The organism is Duganella sp. HH101, from assembly GCF_001758795.1.
Taxonomy (GTDB): Bacteria; Pseudomonadota; Gammaproteobacteria; order Burkholderiales; family Burkholderiaceae_D; genus Rugamonas; species Rugamonas rivuli.
In genome coordinates, this window is sequence record NZ_LRON01000009.1 from 217,867 (window position 1) to 238,512 (window position 20,646).

16 protein-coding genes and 1 pseudogene are annotated in these 20,646 nt (G+C 66.1%); 15 read left to right on the forward strand and 2 right to left on the reverse strand.

All coding sequences use genetic code 11. The features are described 5' to 3' along the window. Positions 1 to 6 precede the first annotated feature (6 nt). Positions 7 to 522 carry a hypothetical protein gene (locus tag DUGA2_RS16695; RefSeq protein ID WP_070270450.1) on the forward strand — a complete coding sequence of 172 codons (516 nt, stop codon included), beginning with the start codon at positions 7 to 9 and terminating at the stop codon, positions 520 to 522. 79 nt (positions 523 to 601) lie between these two features. Next, on the forward strand, positions 602 to 940 hold the full coding sequence (locus DUGA2_RS16700) for a BrnA antitoxin family protein (RefSeq protein WP_071658928.1): 339 nt from the start codon (positions 602 to 604) through the stop codon (positions 938 to 940). Positions 941 to 959: 19 nt separating this feature from the next. Here the strand turns inward: DUGA2_RS16700 and eda are convergent, their stop codons facing one another. Together eda and edd are read right to left on the reverse strand one after the other, a co-directional pair. Then, positions 960 to 1,583 carry a bifunctional 4-hydroxy-2-oxoglutarate aldolase/2-dehydro-3-deoxy-phosphogluconate aldolase gene (gene eda / locus DUGA2_RS16705; RefSeq protein ID WP_070270453.1) on the reverse strand — a complete coding sequence of 208 codons (624 nt, stop codon included), beginning with the start codon at positions 1,581 to 1,583 and terminating at the stop codon, positions 960 to 962. Positions 1,584 to 1,586: 3 nt separating this feature from the next. Further along, entirely contained in the window at positions 1,587 to 3,509 is a 1,923-nt protein-coding gene (gene edd, locus DUGA2_RS16710) for a phosphogluconate dehydratase (protein ID WP_070270454.1), read from the reverse strand. Positions 3,510 to 3,717: 208 nt separating this feature from the next. On the opposite strand from edd, the gene pgi reads away from it, so the two are divergent. The 13 genes and pseudogenes from pgi (at position 3,718) to DUGA2_RS16770 (ending at position 20,594) form a co-directional block, all read left to right on the forward strand. Continuing rightward, complete coding sequence (gene pgi, locus DUGA2_RS16715; protein WP_070270541.1) at positions 3,718 to 5,367, forward strand: glucose-6-phosphate isomerase; 1,650 nt, start codon at positions 3,718 to 3,720, stop codon at positions 5,365 to 5,367. Positions 5,368 to 5,371: 4 nt separating this feature from the next. After that, complete coding sequence (locus DUGA2_RS16720) at positions 5,372 to 6,268, forward strand: SMP-30/gluconolactonase/LRE family protein (RefSeq protein ID WP_070270456.1); 897 nt, start codon at positions 5,372 to 5,374, stop codon at positions 6,266 to 6,268. A gap of 120 nt (positions 6,269 to 6,388) precedes the next feature. Then, on the forward strand, positions 6,389 to 7,861 hold the full coding sequence (gene zwf, locus DUGA2_RS16725; protein ID WP_070270458.1) for a glucose-6-phosphate dehydrogenase: 1,473 nt from the start codon (positions 6,389 to 6,391) through the stop codon (positions 7,859 to 7,861). Beyond that, the gene (locus DUGA2_RS16730) at positions 7,862 to 8,716 is read left to right on the forward strand and encodes an SIS domain-containing protein (RefSeq protein WP_008451275.1); all 855 of its coding nucleotides are present in this window, start codon (positions 7,862 to 7,864) and stop codon (positions 8,714 to 8,716) included. It abuts the gene before it with no gap. Positions 8,717 to 8,796: 80 nt separating this feature from the next. Continuing rightward, positions 8,797 to 9,666, forward strand: a pseudogene (locus tag DUGA2_RS35010) (M56 family metallopeptidase); the annotation flags it as partial. Between the two features lie 147 nt (positions 9,667 to 9,813). After that, on the forward strand, positions 9,814 to 10,638 hold the full coding sequence (blaOXA, locus tag DUGA2_RS35015) for a class D beta-lactamase (RefSeq protein ID WP_070270543.1): 825 nt from the start codon (positions 9,814 to 9,816) through the stop codon (positions 10,636 to 10,638). Positions 10,639 to 10,666: 28 nt separating this feature from the next. Continuing rightward, positions 10,667 to 11,464, forward strand: coding sequence for a class D beta-lactamase (blaOXA, locus tag DUGA2_RS16740; RefSeq protein ID WP_070270460.1), 798 nt, complete (start codon positions 10,667 to 10,669; stop codon positions 11,462 to 11,464). 114 nt (positions 11,465 to 11,578) lie between these two features. Beyond that, the gene (locus DUGA2_RS16745; protein ID WP_070270461.1) at positions 11,579 to 13,033 is read left to right on the forward strand and encodes an ATPase domain-containing protein; all 1,455 of its coding nucleotides are present in this window, start codon (positions 11,579 to 11,581) and stop codon (positions 13,031 to 13,033) included. Between the two features lie 6 nt (positions 13,034 to 13,039). After that, positions 13,040 to 13,471, forward strand: a complete 432-nt coding sequence (locus tag DUGA2_RS16750) for a response regulator (protein WP_229214704.1) — start codon at positions 13,040 to 13,042, stop codon at positions 13,469 to 13,471. A gap of 110 nt (positions 13,472 to 13,581) precedes the next feature. After that, entirely contained in the window at positions 13,582 to 14,517 is a 936-nt protein-coding gene (gene tal / locus DUGA2_RS16755; RefSeq protein ID WP_070270465.1) for a transaldolase, read from the forward strand. A gap of 178 nt (positions 14,518 to 14,695) precedes the next feature. Further along, positions 14,696 to 15,919, forward strand: coding sequence for an efflux RND transporter periplasmic adaptor subunit (locus tag DUGA2_RS16760; RefSeq protein WP_070270468.1), 1,224 nt, complete (start codon positions 14,696 to 14,698; stop codon positions 15,917 to 15,919). A 15-nt stretch (positions 15,920 to 15,934) separates the two neighbouring features. Further along, a complete protein-coding gene (locus DUGA2_RS16765) occupies positions 15,935 to 19,087 on the forward strand; it encodes an efflux RND transporter permease subunit (RefSeq protein WP_070270471.1) in 3,153 nt (1,050 codons plus the stop codon). Then, positions 19,080 to 20,594: an efflux transporter outer membrane subunit gene (locus DUGA2_RS16770; protein WP_070270474.1), complete on the forward strand. Its 1,515-nt coding sequence runs from the start codon at positions 19,080 to 19,082 to the stop codon at positions 20,592 to 20,594. Before DUGA2_RS16765 ends, DUGA2_RS16770 begins: the two co-directional genes overlap by 8 nt. The last annotated feature ends 52 nt before the right edge of the window (positions 20,595 to 20,646 follow it).

The following is a 20,646-nucleotide window of genomic DNA, read 5'->3' on the forward strand; positions in this document are numbered from 1 at the left end:
AAGTATATGAAGATGCTGTCTCGCGTTGACGCGAACGTCGCTGCCGAAATCGATCGGCAGTTTCCGCAATTGAAGCAAATCCGCGAGCTGGAATCGAATGGCGGCATGGAGCGCCTGGCGATTTCCGTGTTCGACCACTGGCTGGACGACGAGAGCGAGTGGGATCTGCTGGACTGCTTCGAGGGCGAGGAGCGCGTACGCCGCAACAAGAAGTTCGAGCAGCACTGGGCGGCCCTGTTCGACCTGACGCCGGTCTACACGCTGCGCTACCGCGGCCGCTGGCCGGCCAAGGCCAAGCTGGTGCTGAAGCGCTACACCGACCGCGAAGGCTTCCTGCGCCAGTCGCGCTTTAACGACTACGGCGTGCCGTCGCAGTTCATCATCCTGCCGGAACTGGGCTGCATCTACGCGGCGGGCTGGGATGACACCAACATCCTCTACTTCAGCAACAAGGAAAAAGCGGCGCCGATCCTGGAACTCGCGGCCAAGGCGGGCCTGTTCTGCCTGAATCCCAACCGTTGATTGCCCCGAGGCTGTGCAACATCAAGGCACACGCCTCGCTTGACGTTATATGTATAGGATATGCATAATCCATATACAGATGTCGAATTCGACCCGGTCAAGGCAAGCAAAGGCGAAGCGGAGCAATACGATGCGTAAAGAATACGATTTCAGCAAGGGAAAACGCGGTGCCGTCATCGCAGCGACGGGTAAAACCCGCATTACCATCATGCTTGACGACGATGTGATACAACATTTTCGCAATCAGGCAGAAGCGCAGGGAACTGGCTATCAAACGATGATCAACACCGCACTCCGAGCTGCAATGAATACGCCGACCGATCGCAACAAGCCTCTCACGGCAGCATCACTCAGAAAAGTTATCAGAGAAGAGCTTTCCCTGCTCGACATTGACAATCAAAAAAAAACGGCGCCTTAGGCGCCGTTTTTTTATCTGCTTAACGCAAACCGCTAGCCGCCTTCGCCAGGTCGGTGATGCGATCCCAATCGCCGGCGGCGATGGCGTCTTTCGGCGTCAGCCACGAGCCGCCTACGCAGGCGACGTTCTTCAGCGCCAGGAACTGCGACGCGGTCTCTTGCGAGATGCCGCCGGTCGGGCAGAACATCACGTCCGGCAGCGGACCGCCGATCGCGTTCAGCATGCCGATGCCGCCCGCCGGCACCGCCGGGAACAGCTTCAACTGGCGGAAGCCCTGCTCGCGCGCAGCCATCACTTCCGACGGCGTCATCACGCCCGGCAGCAGCGGCAGGCCGCTGCTCTTGGCGGCGGCGATCAGCGCCGCAGTCAAGCCCGGCGACACGCCGAACACCGCGCCCGCATCGCGCGCGGCGGCGAATTCCTCCGGCTGCGTCAAGGTGCCGACGCCGACAATGGCGCCTTCCACCGCCGACATGGCCTTGATCGCGCCCAGGCCGTGCTTGGTGCGCAGCGTCACTTCCAGCACGCGGATGCCGCCGGCCACCAGCGCGCGCGCCAGCGGTACCGCATGTTCAGGTTCGTCAATCGCGATCACGGGGATCACGGCCGAGGTACGCATAATGTCGAGCAGAGTCATGGTCATGATTTACGCATCTTTCTTCATCGAGTAATCTTCATCGGAACCAGGCATGGTGTTGCCGACCGGGTCTTTGTCATGCAGGCCCACCGTGGTGGGGATCGGCGACGGCAGCCCGAAAGTGGTCGCGCCCTTCTCCGCTTCGCACACGCTGTTGCGGAACATGGCGAACAGCTCGCGGCCCATGCCGACGCCGTTCGGCGTCAGGTCGGCGGTGGCCAGCGAGCGCGAATGCCACACGCTCGATTCGACCAGCGCTTCCAGCGTGCCGCTCTTGGCGCAAACGCGGATGATGTCGCCGTCGCGCACCAGACCCAGCGGACCGCCGGCCAGGATTTCCGGCGACACGTGGATCGCCGCCGGCACCTTGCCCGACGCGCCCGACATGCGGCCGTCCGTCACCAGCGCCACGTGGCGGCCGGCGTCCTGCAGGTTGGCCAGCGCCGGGGTCAGCGCGTGCAGTTCCGGCATGCCGTTGGCGCGCGGGCCCTGGAAGCGCAGCACGGCGACGAAGTCGCGGTCCAGCGTACCGGCCTTGTAGGCGTCCATGAAATCTTCCTGCGAGTTGAACACCAGCGCCGGCGCTTCCACCGTCTGGTGCTCGGGCTTGACGGCCGAAACCTTCATCACGGCGCGACCCAGGTTGCCCTGTACCAGCACGGTGCCGCCGTCCGGCGAGAACGGCGCGCTGATCTTGCGCAGCACCGCTTCGTCACCCGACTCGGTCGGCGAATCCTTCCAGACCACGCCCTTGCCACCTTCGCCCAGGAACGGCTCGGCGCAATGCGCGCGCAGGCCCTTGCCCAGGATGGTGGTGACGTCGTCGTGCAGCAGGCCGCCATCCAGCAGTTCGCGGATGACGAAGCCGGTGCCGCCCGCCGCGTGGAAGTGGTTCACGTCGGCGTTGCCGTTCGGGTAGATGCGCGTCAGCAGCGGCACCACCTTCGACAGCTCGTCGAAGTCGTTCCAGTCGATGACGATGCCGGCCGCCTTGGCGATGGCCACCAGGTGCAGCGTGTGGTTGGTCGAACCGCCGGTGGTCAGCAGCGCGACGATGGCGTTGACGATGGACTTCTCATCGACCACGTGGCCGACCGGCAGGTATTCCTTCGATTGCGCGGTGATGACGGCGGCGCGCTGGGCGGCAGCCTTGGTCAGTTCGTCGCGCAGCGGCGTGTTCGGGGTGATGAAGGCGGCGCCCGGCAGGTGCAGGCCCATCACTTCCATCAGCATCTGGTTGCTGTTGGCGGTGCCGTAGAAGGTGCAGGTGCCGGCGCTGTGGTAGGACTGCGATTCGCCTTCCAACAGCTCGGCGCGGCCGACTTTGCCCTGCGCGTACAGCTGGCGGATCTTGGCTTTCTCGGAGTTGGACAGGCCGGTGGTCATCGGGCCGGCCGGCACGAACACCGCCGGCAGGTGGCCGAAGTGCAGCGCGCCGATCAGCAGGCCCGGGACGATCTTGTCGCACACGCCCAGGTAGACGGCGGCGTCGAACATATTGTGCGACAGCGCGATGGCGGTCGACATGGCGATGGCGTCGCGCGAGAACAGCGACAGCTCCATGCCCGGCTGGCCTTGCGTGACGCCGTCGCACATGGCGGGCGTGCCGCCGGCGAACTGGGCGACCGCGCCGACCTCGCGCACCGCGTCCTTGATCAGCGCCGGATAGCCTTCGAACGGCTGGTGGGCCGACAGCATGTCGTTGTAGGCCGAGACGATCGCCACCGATGGCTTCTTGAGTTCCTTCAGCGACAGCTTGTCGTTGGCGGGGAAAGCGGCAAAGCCGTGGGCCAGGTTGGTGCAGGCCAGCGCGCCGCGCTGGACGCCCTTGACGCGGGCGGCCTCAAGATGGGCCAGATACGCGCCGCGCGACGGCTTGCTGCGCTGGATGATGCGTGCGGTGACGGTTTCTAGGACTGGATGCAACGCCATGATCGTTCCTTATGAATGAATTCCGTGAAATTTTACTACAAAATTTCGAATTCAGCCTACTTTTATTATCCCGCCCGCGTCCGGGGTTGTTGGCCACCCGCCCTGCGCAGCCCGGAAAGCAGAGTTTTAACGGAACCGTAGTGAATTTACCTCTTTTTCATGTATCATTCACGCATCCCCTCCCTCAGACTAACGACGCCCAATGATTATGCGCCAGCCAGCACTGACCTCCACTTCCAGCTTCCTCGCCCTCGAATCCCACGCCGCCGATGCAAAAGACTGGCAACTGCGCCAGCTGTTCGCCGCCGACGCGCAGCGCTTCCCCAAACTGACGGTGGACGCGGCCGGCCTGTTCCTTGATTATTCGAAGAACCGCCTGGACGCCGACACCATCGGCCTGCTGCTGGACCTGGCCCGCGAACGCGGCGTGGAGCGCCAGCGCGACGCCATGCTGGGCGGCGAAAAGATCAATCTTACCGAACATCGCGCAGTGCTGCACACGGCGCTGCGTATGCCGCGCGGCAAGGCGCTGAGCGTCGACGGCCAGGACATCGCCCACGACGTGCACGCGGTGCTGGACCATATCAAGGACTTCACCGACCGCGTGCGCAGCGGCGCCTGGCTGGGCTACACCGGCAAGCCGATCACCGACGTCGTCAACATCGGCATCGGCGGCTCCGACCTGGGGCCGAAGATGGCCGTGCTGGCGCTGCGCTCTTACGCCCACCCTCGCCTGAAGATGCACTTCGTCTCCAACGTCGACGGCCATGACATGGACGCCGCGCTGGCGCAAGTCAATCCGGAGACCACGCTGTTCATCGTCGCCTCCAAGACCTTCGTCACCGCCGAGACCATGCTCAACGCCGGCACCGCCCGCACCTGGTTCCTGCAAACGGCCAAGGAAGAAGACCTGGCGCGCCACTTCGTCGCCGTCTCCACCAACACCGCGGCAGTGCAGGCCTTCGGCATCGATCCGGCCAATATGTTCCCGTTCTGGGACTGGGTCGGCGGCCGTTATTCGGTATGGTCGGCGATCGGCCTGGCGGTGGCGCTGGCGGTGGGCTTCGGCTACTTCAGGGCCTTCCTGGACGGCGCGCATGCGATGGACGAACACTTCCGCACCGCGCCGCTGGAGCAAAACATGCCGGTGCTGCTGGCGATGATCGGTTTCTGGAACCGCCAGTTCCTGAACGCCGGCTCGCTGTCGATCGCGCCGTATCACCAAGACCTGAGCCGCTTCCCGGCCTACCTGCAACAGCTGGACATGGAGAGCAACGGCAAGCGCGTCACGCGCGCCGGCGCCGAAGTCGACACGCCGACCTGCCCGGTGGTGTGGGGCGAATGCGGCACCAATGCGCAGCACGCTTACTTCCAGCTGCTGCACCAGGGCACCGACGTCACGCCGATCGACTTCATCGCCGCGCTGCGCGCCACGCACGACCTCGCGGGACACCACGATTCGCTGCTGGCCAACTGCTTCGCGCAATCGGAAGCCTTCATGACCGGCAAGACCGCCGCCGAAGTGCGCGCCGACCTGACCGCGCAGAAGCTGAGCGAAGCCGAGATCGGCGAACTGGTGCCGCACAAGACCTTCCCCGGCAACCGTCCGTCCAACACCATCCTGATGGACCAGCTGACGCCGTCCACGCTGGGCGCGCTGATCGCGCTGTACGAGCACAAGACCTTTGTGCAGGGCGTGATCTGGGACGTCAACAGCTTCGACCAATGGGGCGTGGAGCTGGGCAAGGTCCTGGCCAAGAACATCCACGCGGAGCTGACCGGCGACATCCAGCCGGAACGCCACGACAGTTCCACCAATGGCCTGATCATCATGGCCAAAGCCGCACAGCACATCTAAGACCATGAGAACACCACACATCGAAGTAGCCTGCGACGCCGTCATGCAAACCGGCGAGTGCCCGCTGTGGCACGCGCAGGAGCAGGCGCTGTACTGGGTCGACATCCCCGCCTTCACCGTACACCGCCTCGATCCGGCCAGCGGCGCGCACCGTTCGTGGAAGCTCTCCAGCGAACCGGCCACGCTGGCCGTCAGCGACCAGGGCGGCCTGGTGGTCGCCATGCGCAGCGGCTTCGCCCACCTGGACACCGGCAGCGATGAAGTGCGCCTGACCGAAATCGCCGCCGCGCCCTACGACACCGCCATCACCCGCTTCAACGACGGCCACGTGGACGGCGCCGGACGCTTCTGGGTCGGCACCATCTACGAGCCGCGCGACAAGCCGGCCGCCGAGATGTTCGTGCTCGAAAAAGGCGCGATCCGCAAGGCCTGGTCGGGCGGCATGACCAACTCCAACGGCCTCGGTTTCAGCCCGGACTACACGGCCATGTACCACGCCGACACCAGCGCCCACCGCGTCACGAAGCTGGACTTCGACGTCGCCACCGGACTCGCTTCCAACCAGCGCCTGCTGCACCAGTTCTCGATGGACAAGGAGCACAACTACGGCGGCCGTCCCGACGGCGCCGCCGTCGACAGCGAAGGCAATTACTGGGTGGCGATGTTCGAAGGCGCGCGCCTGGCCAAGCTGTCGCCGTCCGGCGAATTGATCGGCGAGATCGCGCTGCCGGTGCGCTGCCCGACCATGATGGCCTTCGGCGGCGCCGACCTGCGCACGCTGTACGTCACCAGCGCCGGCGCCCGCCCCGCGCCCGAACTGGAACAGTATCCGCTCAGCGGCAAGCTGCTGGCGATCAGCGTCGATGTGGCCGGCCGCACGGAGCCTGCGTATATCGAATAAACTATATGCTGCAACCGCAGCATTTGTAGTAAATTTTCTTGCAAAACGATAATTTGCGTAGTAAATTTACGGTCACGACTGGACATCCCTCTTTCAGCACTCTACATACTGCGAATAATTATGGCTCTTACCGATTTTGACCTGGTTCTGTTTGGCGGCAGCGGCGATCTGGCGATGCGCAAATTGCTGCCCGCGATGTACGCCCGCGACGTGGCCAACGACTTGCCGGCCACCGCCCGCATCATCTGCGTCGGCCGCGCCGACGCCAGCCAGCAAGACTTCCTCAACACGGTAGAGACCACGTCCAAACCGCACATCAAGTCGCCGGCCGTCACGCCGGCCGCCTGGGCCAAGTTCACCGCCCGCATCGTCTACGTCTCGCTCAACGCCACCGACTCCGACAGCTACAAGACGCTGGTCGAGGCGCTGCGCAAGGACGACGCCATCACCAAGGTCTACTACCTGGCGACGCCGCCGGCGATCTTCTCGCAGATCTGCGAGAACCTGAAGGCCAACGGCCTGGTCACGGCCAATTCGCGCGTGGTGCTGGAAAAACCGCTGGGCCGCGACCTGGCCTCGGCCAAGCAGATCAACGCCGAAGTGGGCAAGGTCTTCGAGGAATCGCAGATCTACCGTATCGACCACTACCTGGGCAAGGAGACCGTGCAGAATCTGCTGGCCCTGCGCTTCGGTAACATCCTGTTCGAGCCGCTGTGGCGCCGCGAGTGGATCTCCGACGTGCAGATCACCATCGCCGAGAAGCTGGGCGTGGGCAACCGCATGGGTTACTACGACACCTCGGGCGCGCTGCGCGACATGCTGCAAAACCACCTGCTGCAACTGCTGTGCATCGTCGCCATGGAACCGCCGACCTCGATCGCGCCGGACGCCGTGCGCGATGCGAAATTGCAGGTGCTGCGTTCGCTGAAAAAATTCACCCCGACCACGCTGGCGCAGAACATCGTGCGCGGCCAGTACCGCGCCGGCCACGTCGACGGCAAGGCCGTGCCGAGCTATCGCGACGAACCGGATGCGCCGGAACATTCGCGCACCGAGACCTTCGTGGCGATGAAGGCGGAGATCGACACCTGGCGCTGGGCCGGCGTGCCGTTCTACCTGCGCACCGGCAAGCGCATGGCCGACGGCCTGGCCGAGATCGTCGTGCGCTTCAAGCAGATCCCGCATTCGATCTTCGCGCAGCCGACCAACAGCTTCCAGCCCAACTCGCTGGTCATTCGTTTGCAGCCGGACGAAGGCCTGCGCATGAACCTGATGGCGAAAACGCCGGGCGACGGCATGCGCCTGAAGCAGGCCGAGTTGGAACTGGACTTCCGCGAATCGTTCAAATCGCCGCGCATGGACGCCTACGAGCGCCTGCTGCTCGACGTGCTGCGCGGCCAGCTGACGCTGTTCATGCGCGGCGACGAGCTGGAAGCGGCGTGGGAATGGGTCGAGCCCATCCTGAACAACTGGGAAGCCGACGACAGCTTCCCGATTCCCTACGCCTCCGGCACGTGGGGCCCTGCCGCCGCGTCGGCACTGATCGGCCGCGATGGCCTGCAGTGGCGCGAAGAAGCCTTGCCTGAGGATTAAATGCTTTTAGACTCCATCCGCACCCAGCTCGACTCGCTCTCCAAATCGGAGCGCAAGGTCGCGCTGGCCGTGCTCGATCATCCGGGCCAGACGGTCAGCCAGAACATCACGGCGCTCGCCAAGAGCGCGCAGGTGTCCGAGCCGACCGTGGTGCGCTTTTGCCGCACGCTGGGCTACGACGGCTGGCATGAGTTCAAGCTCAAGCTGGCGCAGGGCCTGGCGCTGGCCCTGCCCGGCCTGAACGAGCAGCCGACCCAGGACGACCTGGCCGCAGACCTGGTCAACAAGATCTGCAGCCGTTCGATCAACACCCTGCTGGACCTGCGCAACAACCTCGACCCGGAAGCGATCCAGAAGGCGCTGGACATCCTGTCCAAGGCCAACAAGATCGAGTTCTACGGCCAGGGCACATCGGGCATCGTGGCGGCGGACGCGCAGCACAAGTTCTTCCGTTCCGGCGTGCCGACGGTGGCCTACGCCGACCCGCACATCCACAGCATCGCCGCCGCCCTGCTGCGCACCGGCGACGCCGTGGTGGCGATTTCGCAGCGCGGCAACAGCCCGTCGCTGGTGCGCTCGATCAAGCTGGCGCGCCGTGGCGGCGCCGACGTCATCGTGCTGGCGCCATCCGGCACGCCGCTGGCCGACCTGGCGACGGTGCTGATCCCGATCGACCTGATCTTCAACATCGATCCCTACACGCCGATCTCGGCGCGCCTGGCCTACCTGGTGGTGATCGACGTGCTGGCGGTCGGCCTGGCGCTGCAACGCGGCCCCGAGTTCCGCAAGAAAATGCAGAACGCCCAGAAGGCGCTGCAGGAGTTCGACCTGCAGTTCGATTCCTTCATCGGCTGACCAAGCCGGCCAACAAAGCTTCTTGACGTCTTGCGACACGTGTCACATAATGCGTGACATCTGTCGCACAAAGGCGCCGCATGGCCATTTCCACCCTCCTGCTCTTCCGTTTTCTGCTCGCCAGCCTGGGCTGCATGGCCGCCGGCCTGGTGGTGTGGGCGTTGACGGCCGCTTGCCGCCGCTGCCTGCCCCAGGTCGCCGTGCAGCGCTCCACCTGGCTGCTGGGCCAGATGACCATCATCGCGACCTTCCTGGTCATCCTGCTGCCGCACAGCGAGCGGCTGCGCCTGCTTCCAGCGATAGAACTGCCCGAGACCATGCTGGCCGCCGCTGCCGCGCCGGACCATGCCGCCACGCCTGCGCCGGCAGCCGCCGTGGCCGATAGCGGCGATGCGCCAACCGACTACCGCGCCTGGCTGACCGGCGGCGCGCAAGCCTGGCTGTCGCTCTACTTGCTGGGGCTGGCCTACACCACGGGCCGCGTGCTGCAGGCGCACCGCACGCTGAACGGCCTGGCCGCCACCGGCGAGCGCCTGATCCTGGCGGGCCGGCATCCGGGCCTGGACGCCGCCGCAACGCGGCCGCCATCGCTCACCGTCATCGAAGTCGATGCGCCGATCTCGCCGATGCTGTTCGGCTGGTTCCGCCCGCGCCTGCTGCTGCCGCGCCACCTGCGCAGCTTCGACCCCGGGCAGCAGCAGATGATCGTCGAACACGAACTCACGCATCTGCGCCGTCACGACTTGCAATGGATGAGCGCCGGCATCGTGCTGCAAACGCTGCTGTGGTTCAATCCTTTCATGCGTCTGCTGCGCGACAACCTGGCATGGGCGCAGGAGCTCGGCTGCGACCGCGATGTGCTGCGCCATCGTCCGTCGGCGCAGCGCAAGGCGTATGCGGCCGCGCTGGTGGCGCAACTGCGCCTGCAGCCGCATCCGGCCACGCATCCGGCCACGCATCCGGCCACGCATCTGGCCAATACCGCGCTGGCATTCGGCGGCGTCTGCGCCCGCACGGTGGCCGCGCGCATCAGCCTGATCCGCGAACCGGGCGCCACGCCGCGCGGACCGTGGGCGCGCGCCGCCACCATCACCGGCCTGGCGGGCGTCTTCGCCACCAGCCTGGCATTCCAGCCCGCGCTGGCCGACCGCGCCGCGACGCCGGCGCACGCGGCAACGCCGGCCACCTTCAGCTGCACCGAAATGGTCGATGCCGCCAGCGGCAAGCGGCTGGTCCACGACGGTCTTTGCGACGAGCGGGTCACGCCGGCATCCACCTTCAACATCGCCGTCAGCCTGATGGGCTATGACAGCGGCATACTGCGCGACGCCCACGCCCCCAGCCTGCCGTTCAAGCCCGGCTATATCGACTGGAACCCCGACTGGCGCGCCACGACCGACCCGACCAGCTGGATACGCAATTCCACCGTGTGGTACGCGCAGCAGGTGACGGCCGGTCTCGGCGCGCGCCGCTTCCAGCACTATGTGAACAGCTTCGGCTACGGCAACCGGGATGTCTCCGGCGACGCCGGCAAGGACAACGGCCTGGCCATGGCCTGGATCGAATCCAGCCTGAAGATATCGGCGACCGAGCAGACCGCCTTCCTGCGCAAGATCGTCAACCGGCAGTTGCCGCTGTCGGCCCACGCCTACGACATGACCGCCCGCCTCACCGCACTGGGCACCTTGCCGAACGGCTGGCAGCTCCACGGCAAGACCGGCACCGCCTCGCCGGTGCTGGCCGACGGCAGCGACGACCCGCGGCACAGCTACGGCTGGTTTGTCGGCTGGGCCGCCAAGGATGGGCGCACCGTGGTGTTTTCCCGCCTGGTACTGGCCGACAAACAGGCCGGCTCCGCCGCCGGCCCCAGAACCAGGGACGCGTTCCTGCGCGATCTGCCGGCGCAACTGGACGCCCTGTAGATCCGCCTCAACCCACCGAAGGAAGCCTATGAATTTTCGCCACATCATGATGGGGGCGCTGTGCGGCGTCGTCTCGATTTCCGCCGCGCGCGGCGCCGAAGTGTGCACGGCGCTGGCCGACAGCGGCGGTGTGCCGCTGTTCCAGCGCGGCGATTGCCAGCGCCAGGTGACGCCGGCGTCGACGTTTAAAATCGCCATCAGCCTGATGGGCTACGACTCGGGCTTCCTGCACAGCGAGCACGCGCCCACGCTGCCGTTCCGCGCAGGCTATGTCGACTGGCGCCCCAGCTGGCGCCAGCCCGCCGATCCCGCCCGCTGGATGAGCGAATCGGTGGTATGGTATTCGCAGCAGGTCACGCGCTCGCTCGGTACTCGGCGCTTCGCCGACTACACCCGCCGATTCGGATACGGCAACGCCGACGTCTCGGGCGACGCCGGACACGACGGCCTGACGCTGTCGTGGATAGGCTCGTCGCTGAAGATCTCGCCGCTGCAACAGCTGGCGTTCCTGAACCGGCTGGTCAACCGCCAATTGGCCGTCAGCCCCCGCGCCTACGACATGACCGGGCGCCTGACCGCGGTCGACAAGGAACTGGCCGGCTGGCGCCTGCACGGCAAGACCGGCGCCGCCGACGGCTACGGCTGGTACGTCGGCTGGGCGTCGCGCGGCGCGCGCACCGTCGTCTTCGCGCACCTGCTGCAAAAGGACAGCACGCAGCCGCAAGACGTGCCGGCCGGCGTGCTGGCGCGCGAGGCGCTGCTCGCGGAACTGCCACGGCTGCTGGCACAAGCGAGTGTGGGCTGGCGAACAGCGGGGGAACAATAGTTCTTCTACAATCCCTTCCGGTACGCTACAGTGCGGCTTGTACGCCGCACGCGCAATATTGCGCTTTTTGCAACTGCAACATTTGCGGCCGCATACAGCCCCGTGAGAGTGGACATGACGACCTTGACTTCCAGCACCGCCCATAGCACGCCGCGCATTCCCCTGCTGCGCACCGGCGTGGACGGTTTCGACCATATTCTGGGCGGCGGCTTTCCCGCCCACAGCCTGTACCTGATCCAGGGCCTGGCCGGCAGCGGCAAGACCACGCTGGCCTGCCAGATCGGTTTCCAGCACGCGATCGAGGGCAAGAAAGTCCTGATCCTGACCCTGATCGCCGAGACCCACGGCAAAATGCTCAACCACCTGAGCAGTTTCTCCTTCTTCGACGAGAAACTGGTCGGCGACCGCATCGTCTTCCTCGGCGCCTACAGCGAGCTGCTCAAGGGCGGCCTGCGCCAGCTGCTCAAGTCCATCGCCGACACGCTGGCCGAGCAACGCCCCGACATCATGATCATCGACGGCTTCCGCACCGTGCGCGACGCCAAGCCGTCCGACGTCGCGCTGTCCGAATTCATGCTGTCGCTGAACTCGCTGGTGTCGACCATGGAATGCACCACCTTCCTGCTGTCGCCCACCGAGGGCAACGTGGCCGATTCGGAAAACACCCTGGTCGACGGCTTGATCGAACTGAGCCAGTACGAACAGGGCCTGCAACTGGTGCGCGAAATCAAGGTCTTCAAGCTGCGCGGCAGCAAGCACCTGCTGGGACGCCACGTGTTCGAGGTCGGCGAGCATGGCGTGGCCATCTATCCGCGGCTGGAGGCGGTCAGCTCGCTGTCCGGGGCGGCGCCGTCGGCGTCGCGCCAGCGGCTGGGCTTTGGCATCGAAGGCTGGGACCGGCTGACCAACGGCGGCGTCGCCAAGGGCTCGACCACGGCGCTGCTGGGCAATCCGGGCGTCGGCAAGACCTTGATGGGTTTGCATTTCATTTACGACGGCCTGCAGCGCGGCGAGAATTGCCTGATCGTCGGCTTCTACGAGTCGCCGCAGCGGCTGATCGAGAAAGCCGGCAGCGTCGGCATCCATCTCAAACCGTATTACGACAGCGGCGCGCTGCAGCTGATCTGGCACCCGCCGCTCGAAGTGCTGGTCGACAGCCTGGCGCAGCAGGTGCTGCGCCAGGTCGAGCAACGGAGCGTGTCCCGGCTGCTGGTCGACGGCCTGGACGGCCTGCGCGAGATCGTGCTGCACGAGGGCCGTTCGCGCTCCTTCCTGGCGGCCTTCGTCAACGAACTGCGCTGCCGCAACGTGACCACCTTCTTCACGCAGGAACTGCCCTACTTCGGCCAGGGCTTGCCGCACGGAGAGATCTCGGCGTCGATGCTGTTCGAGAACATCATCCTGCTGCGCTACGTCGATGTGAACGGCGTCAACCGGCGCCAGATCGGCGTGCTCAAGCTGCGCGAAAACAGCTACGACGCGGCCAACCATATCCTGCTCATCACCGACCAGGGCATGAGCATCGAAGGCGCCGTCGGCGGCGCCGTTAGCCCCGGTCCGACGCTGTAGGCCGGCATGATGAGCGACACCTCCGCAATCATGGACGCCAACCCGGACGGCAAGCTGATCCTGGTGGTCGACGACGAGTTCGACGTGCTGTCGGCGTACACCATGCTGTTCGAGTATCACGGCTATCGCGTCCGCACCGCCGCCAACGGCGAATTGGCGCTGGCGGCCGCCGCGGCCGAGCGGCCGGACATCGTGGTGTCCGACTACATGATGCCGGTGATGGACGGCGCCGCGCTGTGCCTGCGCTGGCGCGCCGATCCGGCGCTGCGCGCCATCCCCTTCATCCTGGCCAGCGCCGGTATTCCGCGCAAGGATGTCGAGCTGCCCTACGATACTTTCTTCAAGAAGCCGATCCGCTTCGAAGTGCTGCTGGCGGAGATCGAGCGCCTGATCGCCGGACGGCCGCCCGGGCCCGGCATTGCCGAATCGGCAAACTGAGCTTTATTGCGTGTCTATATGGAGACTATTGGATTTCGCTTTCTTTAACAATTCTTCACGGTTGAGTACAATAAGACAACCCATCCCCCCTCAACTGATTGGCAGCGCACATGAACCAGCTCGAACAGCTCAAGAAATTCACCACCGTAGTGGCCGACACCGGCGATTTCCAGTCCATCCAGGCCTACACCCCGCGCGACGCCACCACCAATCCTTCGCTGATCCTCAAGGCGGTGCAAAAGGACGAGTACAAGCCGCTGCTGGAAAAGGCCGTCCGCGACAACCTCGACAACTCGATCGCCGACACCATCGACCATCTGCTGATCGCCTTCGGCAAGCAGATCCTGCGCATCATCCCGGGCCGCGTGTCGACCGAGATCGACGCCCGCCTGTCGTTCGACGTCGAGGGCTCGGTGGCCAAGGGCCGCGAGCTGATCAAGCTGTACGAGCAGGCCGGCATCGAGCGCGAGCGCGTGCTGATCAAGATGGCCGCCACCTGGGAAGGTATCCGCGCCGCCGAGATCCTGGAAAAAGAAGGCATCCACTGCAATATGACGCTGCTGTTCTCGCTGGGCCAGGCCATCGCCTGCGCCGAAGCGGGCGCGCAGCTGATCTCGCCGTTCGTCGGCCGCATCTACGACTGGTACAAGAAATCGACCGGCATCGACTACGTCGGCGCCGAAGACCCGGGCGTGCAATCGGTGCGCCGCATCTACAACTACTACCGCAAGTTCGGCTACAAGACCGAGGTGATGGGCGCGAGCTTCCGCAACACCGGCCAGATCCTGGAACTGGCCGGCTGCGACCTGCTGACCATCAGCCCGGACCTGCTGCAAAAGCTGGCCGACTCCAACGCGCCGGTCGAGCGCAAGCTGAGCGCGGAGAGCGTGCCGGGCGCCGGCATCATCAAGCTGTCGCAGGATGAGAAGACCTTCCGCTTCCAGCTCAACGAAGACCAGATGGCGTCGGAAAAGCTGGGCGAAGGCATACGCGCCTTCTGCGCCGACTCCGGCAAACTGAAGCAAATCATCTCCGGCATGCGCTGATACGGCGCAGTGCGGAACACCAGGCGGGGACGCGGCGCAGGCCGCGTCCCCGCTTTTTTTCGCCTTTGACCTATACAAAACGTTACATTACTGGCTGTATTACAATGTTGCGACCTTAGCCAGCGCCCCAGCATGGCTGACCAAGCTCGATACATACCTCCTTTCACGAGACCCATCCATGAGATCAGTCCCTCGTAATACCGCCGTCGCCTCCGCCGTTTTCGCCTTATCCCTGTTGGCCGCCTGCGGCGACAAAGCCGCGGCGCCCGCCGCTCCGCCCCCCGCCACCGTCGCCGTCGTCACCGTCGCTCCCGCCGCCCTCACGCTGAGCACCGAACTGCCGGGCCGCACGGAAGCGTCGCGCATTGCGCAGGTACGCGCGCGGACCGCCGGCATCGTGCTGCAGCGGGTGTTCAAGGAAGGCGGCGACGTCAAGGCGGGCGAGGTGCTGTTCCGCATCGATCCGGCCCAGTTCCAGGCGTCCTACGACAGCGCCCAGGCGGCCGTCGCCAAGGCCGAGGCCAACGTGGCCCAGGCCGAGTTAAAGGTAAAACGATATAAACCGTTGTTGGCCGCGCAGGCAGTCAGCCAGCAGGAATACGACGATGCCGTCACCGCGCAGAAGCAGGCCGCCGCCGACCTGGCCACGTCCAAGGCCGCGCGCACCAACGCCGGCCTGACGCTGGGCTACGCCACCGTGACCTCGCCGATCTCCGGCCGCATCGGCCGCGCGCTGGTGACGGAAGGCGCGCTGGTCGGCCAGGGCGAAGCGACGCCGATGGCCACTGTGCAGACGCTGGACCCGATCTACGTCACCATCACCCAATCGTCGACCGAGCTGCTGAAGCTGCAGCGCGCGCTGGCCGAGGGCAAGCTCAAAGGCGCCGGCAAGAACGAGGCGCGCGTGACGCTGGTGACGGAAGACGGCCAGGCCTACCCGCAAGCCGGCCGCCTGCTGTTCTCCGACGTGTCGGTGGACGAGAGCACCGGCGCGGTGGCGATGCGCGCCGAATTCCCCAACCCCAACCGCACCCTGCTGCCCGGCATGTATGTGCGCGCCCGCCTGGAGCAAGGCGTCAGCGAGGCGGCCATCAGCGTGCCGCAGCAAGCCGTGGTGCGCAGCCCCGAGGGCTCGTCGGTGCTGATCGTCGGCGCCGACAACAAGGTGATCTCGCAGCCGGTGACGGCCACCGCCAACGACGGCCAGAACTGGGTGGTCAGCTCCGGCCTCAAGGGCGGCGAGCGCATCGTGGTCGAAGGCTTCCAGAAGGCCAAGCCCGGCGCCACCGTCAATCCGCAGCCGTGGAAAGGCCCGGCGGGCACGGCGCCAGCCGCCGCGCCGGCTCCGGCTGCCGCTGCCGCCGCAGCTTCCGCCGCATCCGATCGCGGCACCGCCAAATAACCCCGGAGAGTCCTGATGGCCAAGTTTTTCATCGACCGCCCCGTGTTCGCGTGGGTGATCGCACTCTTCATTTTGCTGGGCGGGATGCTGGCGATCACGGTGCTGCCCGTATCGCAATACCCGACCATCGCGCCGCCATCGATCGTGGTGACGGCCAACTACCCCGGCGCCACCGCGCAGGTGCTGGACGACGCCGTCACCAGCGTGATCGAACAGGAGATGAACGGGGCCGACGGCCTGCAGTACGTCGAATCGTCCAGTGAGGCCAGCGGCGCCGTCACCATCACCGTCACCTTCGTCCCCGGCACCAATCCCGACCTGGCGGCGGTCGATGTGCAGAACCGCATCAAACGCGTGGAGTCGCGCCTGCCGGCAGCCGTCACGCAGCAGGGCGTGCAGGTCAACAAGGCGCGCTCCAACATCCTGATGTTCGTCGGCCTGACCTCGACCGACGGCCGCCTCGATCCGACCGGCCTGGGCGACTACATGGCGCGCAACGTGGTCAACGAGATCAAGCGCATACCGGGCGTGGGCCAGGCGCAGTTGTTCGGCACCGAGCGGGCGATGCGCATCTGGGTCGATCCGGCCAAGCTGATCGGACTGAAGATGAACATGGCCGACGTCACCGCCGCCATCCGCGCGCAGAACGCCCAGGTCACATCGGGCACGCTGGGCGACCTGCCCAGCCCCGCCAAGCAGACCTTCTCCGCGCCCATCGTGGTGACGGGCCAGCTGTCGTCCACCACCGAATTCGGCCAGATCGTGCTGCGCGCGAATCCCAACGGCTCGCTGGTGCGGCTCAAGGACGTGGCGCGCATCGAAATGGGCGGCGCCAGCTTCAGCATCAACGCCCGCCTGAACGGCGCGCCCTTCTCGGCGATTGCGGTGCAGCTGTCGCTGACCGGTAATGCGCTGCAGACAGCGACCGCGGTGCGCGAGAAGATGGACCAGCTGGCCAAATACTTCCCGCCCGGCGTGAAGTACACCATCCCCTACGACACCTCGCTGTTCGTCAAGATCTCCATCGAGGAAGTGGTCAAGACCCTGCTCGAAGCGGTGGTGCTGGTGTTCCTGGTGATGTACCTGTTCCTGCAAAACTTCCGCTACACGCTGATCCCGACCATCGTCGTGCCGGTGGCGCTGATGGGCACTTTCGCCGCGATGCAGCTGTTCGGCTTCTCGATCAACGTGCTGACCATGTTCGGCATGGTGCTGGCCATCGGCATCCTGGTCGACGACGCCATCGTGGTGGTGGAGAACGTCGAGCGCATCATGAGCGAGGAAGGCCTGTCGCCGCGCGACGCCACCCGCAAGGCGATGACGCAGATCACCGGCGCCATCATCGGCATCACGCTGGTGCTGATCGCCGTGTTCATTCCGATGGCCTTCTTCGGCGGCGCGGTCGGCGCGATCTACCGCCAGTTCTCGCTGGCGATGGTGTCGGCCATGCTGTTCTCGGCGCTGATGGCGCTGACGCTGACGCCGGCGCTGTGCGCCACCATCCTGAAACCGGTGCAGGCCGGCCATCACCACGAGAAGAAAGGCTTCTTCGGCTGGTTCAACCGCCAGTTCGCGGTGACGGCCACCGGCTACCAGGGCGTGATCGCCAAGATGATCAAGCGCACCGGCCGTTACCTGGTGGTGTTCGCGCTGATCTGCGGCGTGGTGGGCTGGCTGTATGCGCGCCTGCCGTCGTCCTTCCTGCCGAACGAGGACCAGGGCTACCTGATCGCCAACGTGCAGTTGCCGGCCGGCGCCTCGACCAGCCGCACGCAGGCCGTGCTGGCGCAGGCCGACGCCTACTTCCGCAAACAGCCGGGCGTGGCCCGCACCATCGCGGTGGCCGGTTTCAGCTTCTCCGGCAACGGCCAGAACGCCGGCCTGGTGTTCATTCCGCTGAAGGACTGGAAGGAGCGCGGCCCCGAGGAATCGGCACAGGCGATTGCGCAGCGCGCGTTCGGCGCGCTGTCCGGCATCGCCGACGCGGTGATCTTCCCGCTGTCGCCGCCGCCGATCCGCGAACTGGGCAACGCCACCGGCATCACCGCGCGCCTGCAGGACCGCAGCGCGCTGGGGCACGACGCGCTGATCGCTGCGCGCAACCAGCTGCTGGGCATGGCCGGCAAGAGCGCCATCCTCAAGGGCCTGCGTCCCGAAGGGCTGGAGGATTCGCCGCAGCTGCAGGTGGATATCGACCGCGAGAAGGCCAACGCGCTGGGCGTGAGCTTCGCCGACATCAACTCGATGATGTCGACCGCGCTCGGTTCGTCCTACGTCAACGACTTCGCCAGCAGCGGGCGCCAGCAGCGCGTGATCGTGCAGGCCGACGCGCCGCGCCGCCTGCAGCCGGAAGACATCATGCAGCTCAACGTGCGCAGCGCCAGCGGCACGATGGTGCCGTTCTCCTCGTTCGCCAAGTCGCACTGGATACAGGGGCCGGTGCAGCTGGTGCGCTACAACGGCTACCCCGCCATCAAGCTGACCGGCGACGCCGCGCCAGGCCGTTCGACCGGCGAGGCGATGGACGAACTGGAACGCCTGGCGGCGCAGCTGCCGCCAGGATTCAGCATCGAGTGGACCGGCCAGTCGCTGGAAGAGAAGACCTCCGGCTCGCAGGCGCCGATGCTGTTCGCGCTGTCGCTGCTGGCCGCCTTCCTGGTGCTGGCGGCGCTGTATGAAAGCGAATCGATCCCGGTGGCGGTGCTGCTGGTGGTGCCGCTCGGCGTGCTGGGCGCGCTGCTGGGCGCCACCATGCGCGGACTGCCGAACGATGTGTACTTCAAGGTCGGCCTGATCGCCATTATCGGTTTGTCGGCCAAGAACGCGATCCTGATCATCGAATTCGCCAAGGACTTGCAGGCGCAGGGCAAGGGCCTGATCGAAGCGACGCTGGAGGCGGTGCACCTGCGCTTCCGTCCCATCATCATGACCTCGCTGGCCTTCATCCTCGGCGTGCTGCCGCTGGTGATCGCCACCGGCGCGGGTTCGGCCAGCCAGCGCGCCATCGGTACCGGCGTGATGGGCGGCATGATCACGGCCACGGTGCTGGCGGTGTTCCTGGTGCCGGTGTTCTTCGTCGTGATACGCAAGATCTTCAAGGGCAGCGAACGTCAGCGCAAACTGGCCGCACATGAAATGAACGATAAGAACCATGAAACCTATGACTAAGTTTGTCCATAAGCCTGCCCTGCCCCTGGCCGTATTGGCGGCGGCCCTGCTGTCGGCCTGCTCGATGGCGCCGACCTACCAGCGTCCGGCCGCGCCGGTGGCTGCGGCCTTCCCGGTTGATACGGCCGGTGCCGCCGCCCGCACCAGCGTGCCGCTGCCGTTGGCGGCCAGCGCCCGCGACGCGGTCGATACCGGCTGGCGCGATTACTTCGCCGACCCGCGCCTGCAGCAGTTGATCGCCGCCGCGCTGGAGAACAACCGCGACCTGCGCACCGCCGCGCTGCGCATCGAGGAGGCGCGCGCGCAGTACGACATCCAGTCGGCCGACCGTCTGCCCAATCTGAACGCCAATGCGGCCGTCACCAAGGCCAAGACGCCGGCCTTCCTGTCGCCGAGCGGGCAGACCTCGATCGGCAAGCGCTATGACGCGGGCTTGGCGATTTCCGCTTTCGAACTGGATTTCTTCGGCCGCGTGAAGAGCCTGAACGATGCGGCGCTGGCGGCCTACCTGGCCACCAGCGAAGCGCGCCAGGCGGCGCAAATCAGCCTGGTGGCGCAGGTGGCGCAAGCCTATTACACCGAACGCGCCTACGCCGAGCAGTACGCGCTGGCGCAGCAGACCTACGACGCCCGCGCCCGCACCTACAAGCTCACGCATCAGCGCGCCGAAGTGGGCGCCTCGTCGCGCCTGGACCTGCGCTCCAGCGAGACGCTGATGGAAACCGCCCGCGCCGCCGCGCTGACGCTGGCCCGCCAGCGCGCGCAGGCGGACAACGCATTGACGCTGCTGGTCGGCCAGCCCGCCAGCGGCGCGGGCGCCAATGCCGTTGCCGGCGCTGGCGCTGACGCCGGTGCCCATGCCAATGCCGGCGCGGCCGGTACCGCAGGCGCCATGCCCAACGACCGCCAGATCGATGACCTGAGCGCGCTGCCGGCCGGCTTGCCGTCGGACCTGCTGGCCCGGCGTCCCGACCTGCGCGCCGCCGAGCAGCGGCTGATCTCGGCCAACGCCAACATCGGCGCCGCGCGCGCCGCCTTCTTCCCGCGCATCAGCCTGACGGCCGCGCTGGGCAGCAGCAGCCCGTCGCTGAGCAGGTTGTTTGACGGCGGCTCGGGCAGCTGGTCGTTCGCCCCGCAATTGACGCTGCCGATCTTCGACGCCGGCCGCAACCGCGCCAACCTGGGCCTGGCCGAAGTGCGCAAGAACATCGCCGTAGCCGACTACGAGAAAGCCATCCAGACCGCCTTCCGCGAGGTAGCCGACGCATTGGCCGCACGCGACTACCTGGGCGAGCAAGTCTCGGCGCAGCGCGCGGTGCAGGAAGCGCAGGCCGACCGCCTGAAGCTGCTGCAACTACGCCAGGACAACGGCGTCGCCAGCTCGCTGGACGTGCTGGACGCCCAACGCGAACTGTTCAGCGCACAACAAGCCCTGGTGCAAGCCCGCCTGCTGCGCACCACCAGCGCCATCGACCTGTACCGCGCCCTCGGCGGCGGCCTAAAATAACCCTGGGGTCAAGTCTGACATTTGGACACGAGCCCTGCCGTAATGGACGCTA

Bases quoted from the DNA above. Each gene is read 5' to 3' on its own strand.
- DUGA2_RS16770 (WP_070270474.1), top strand. From the start codon at position 19,080: ATGACTAAGTTTGTCCATAAGCCTGCCCTGCCCCTGGCCGTATTGGCG.
- DUGA2_RS16765 (WP_070270471.1), top strand. From the start codon at position 15,935: ATGGCCAAGTTTTTCATCGACCGCCCCGTGTTCGCGTGGGTGATCGCA.
- DUGA2_RS16700 (WP_071658928.1), top strand. From the start codon at position 602: ATGTCGAATTCGACCCGGTCAAGGCAAGCAAAGGCGAAGCGGAGCAAT.
- DUGA2_RS16750 (WP_229214704.1), top strand. From the start codon at position 13,040: ATGATGAGCGACACCTCCGCAATCATGGACGCCAACCCGGACGGCAAG.
- pgi (WP_070270541.1), top strand. From the start codon at position 3,718: ATGCGCCAGCCAGCACTGACCTCCACTTCCAGCTTCCTCGCCCTCGAA.
- DUGA2_RS16695 (WP_070270450.1), top strand. From the start codon at position 7: ATGAAGATGCTGTCTCGCGTTGACGCGAACGTCGCTGCCGAAATCGAT.
- blaOXA (WP_070270460.1), top strand. From the start codon at position 10,667: ATGAATTTTCGCCACATCATGATGGGGGCGCTGTGCGGCGTCGTCTCG.
- edd (WP_070270454.1), bottom strand. From the start codon at position 3,509: ATGGCGTTGCATCCAGTCCTAGAAACCGTCACCGCACGCATCATCCAG.
- tal (WP_070270465.1), top strand. From the start codon at position 13,582: ATGAACCAGCTCGAACAGCTCAAGAAATTCACCACCGTAGTGGCCGAC.
- eda (WP_070270453.1), bottom strand. From the start codon at position 1,583: ATGACCATGACTCTGCTCGACATTATGCGTACCTCGGCCGTGATCCCC.
- zwf (WP_070270458.1), top strand. From the start codon at position 6,389: ATGGCTCTTACCGATTTTGACCTGGTTCTGTTTGGCGGCAGCGGCGAT.
- DUGA2_RS16760 (WP_070270468.1), top strand. From the start codon at position 14,696: ATGAGATCAGTCCCTCGTAATACCGCCGTCGCCTCCGCCGTTTTCGCC.
- DUGA2_RS16745 (WP_070270461.1), top strand. From the start codon at position 11,579: ATGACGACCTTGACTTCCAGCACCGCCCATAGCACGCCGCGCATTCCC.
- DUGA2_RS16730 (WP_008451275.1), top strand. From the start codon at position 7,862: ATGCTTTTAGACTCCATCCGCACCCAGCTCGACTCGCTCTCCAAATCG.
- DUGA2_RS16720 (WP_070270456.1), top strand. From the start codon at position 5,372: ATGAGAACACCACACATCGAAGTAGCCTGCGACGCCGTCATGCAAACC.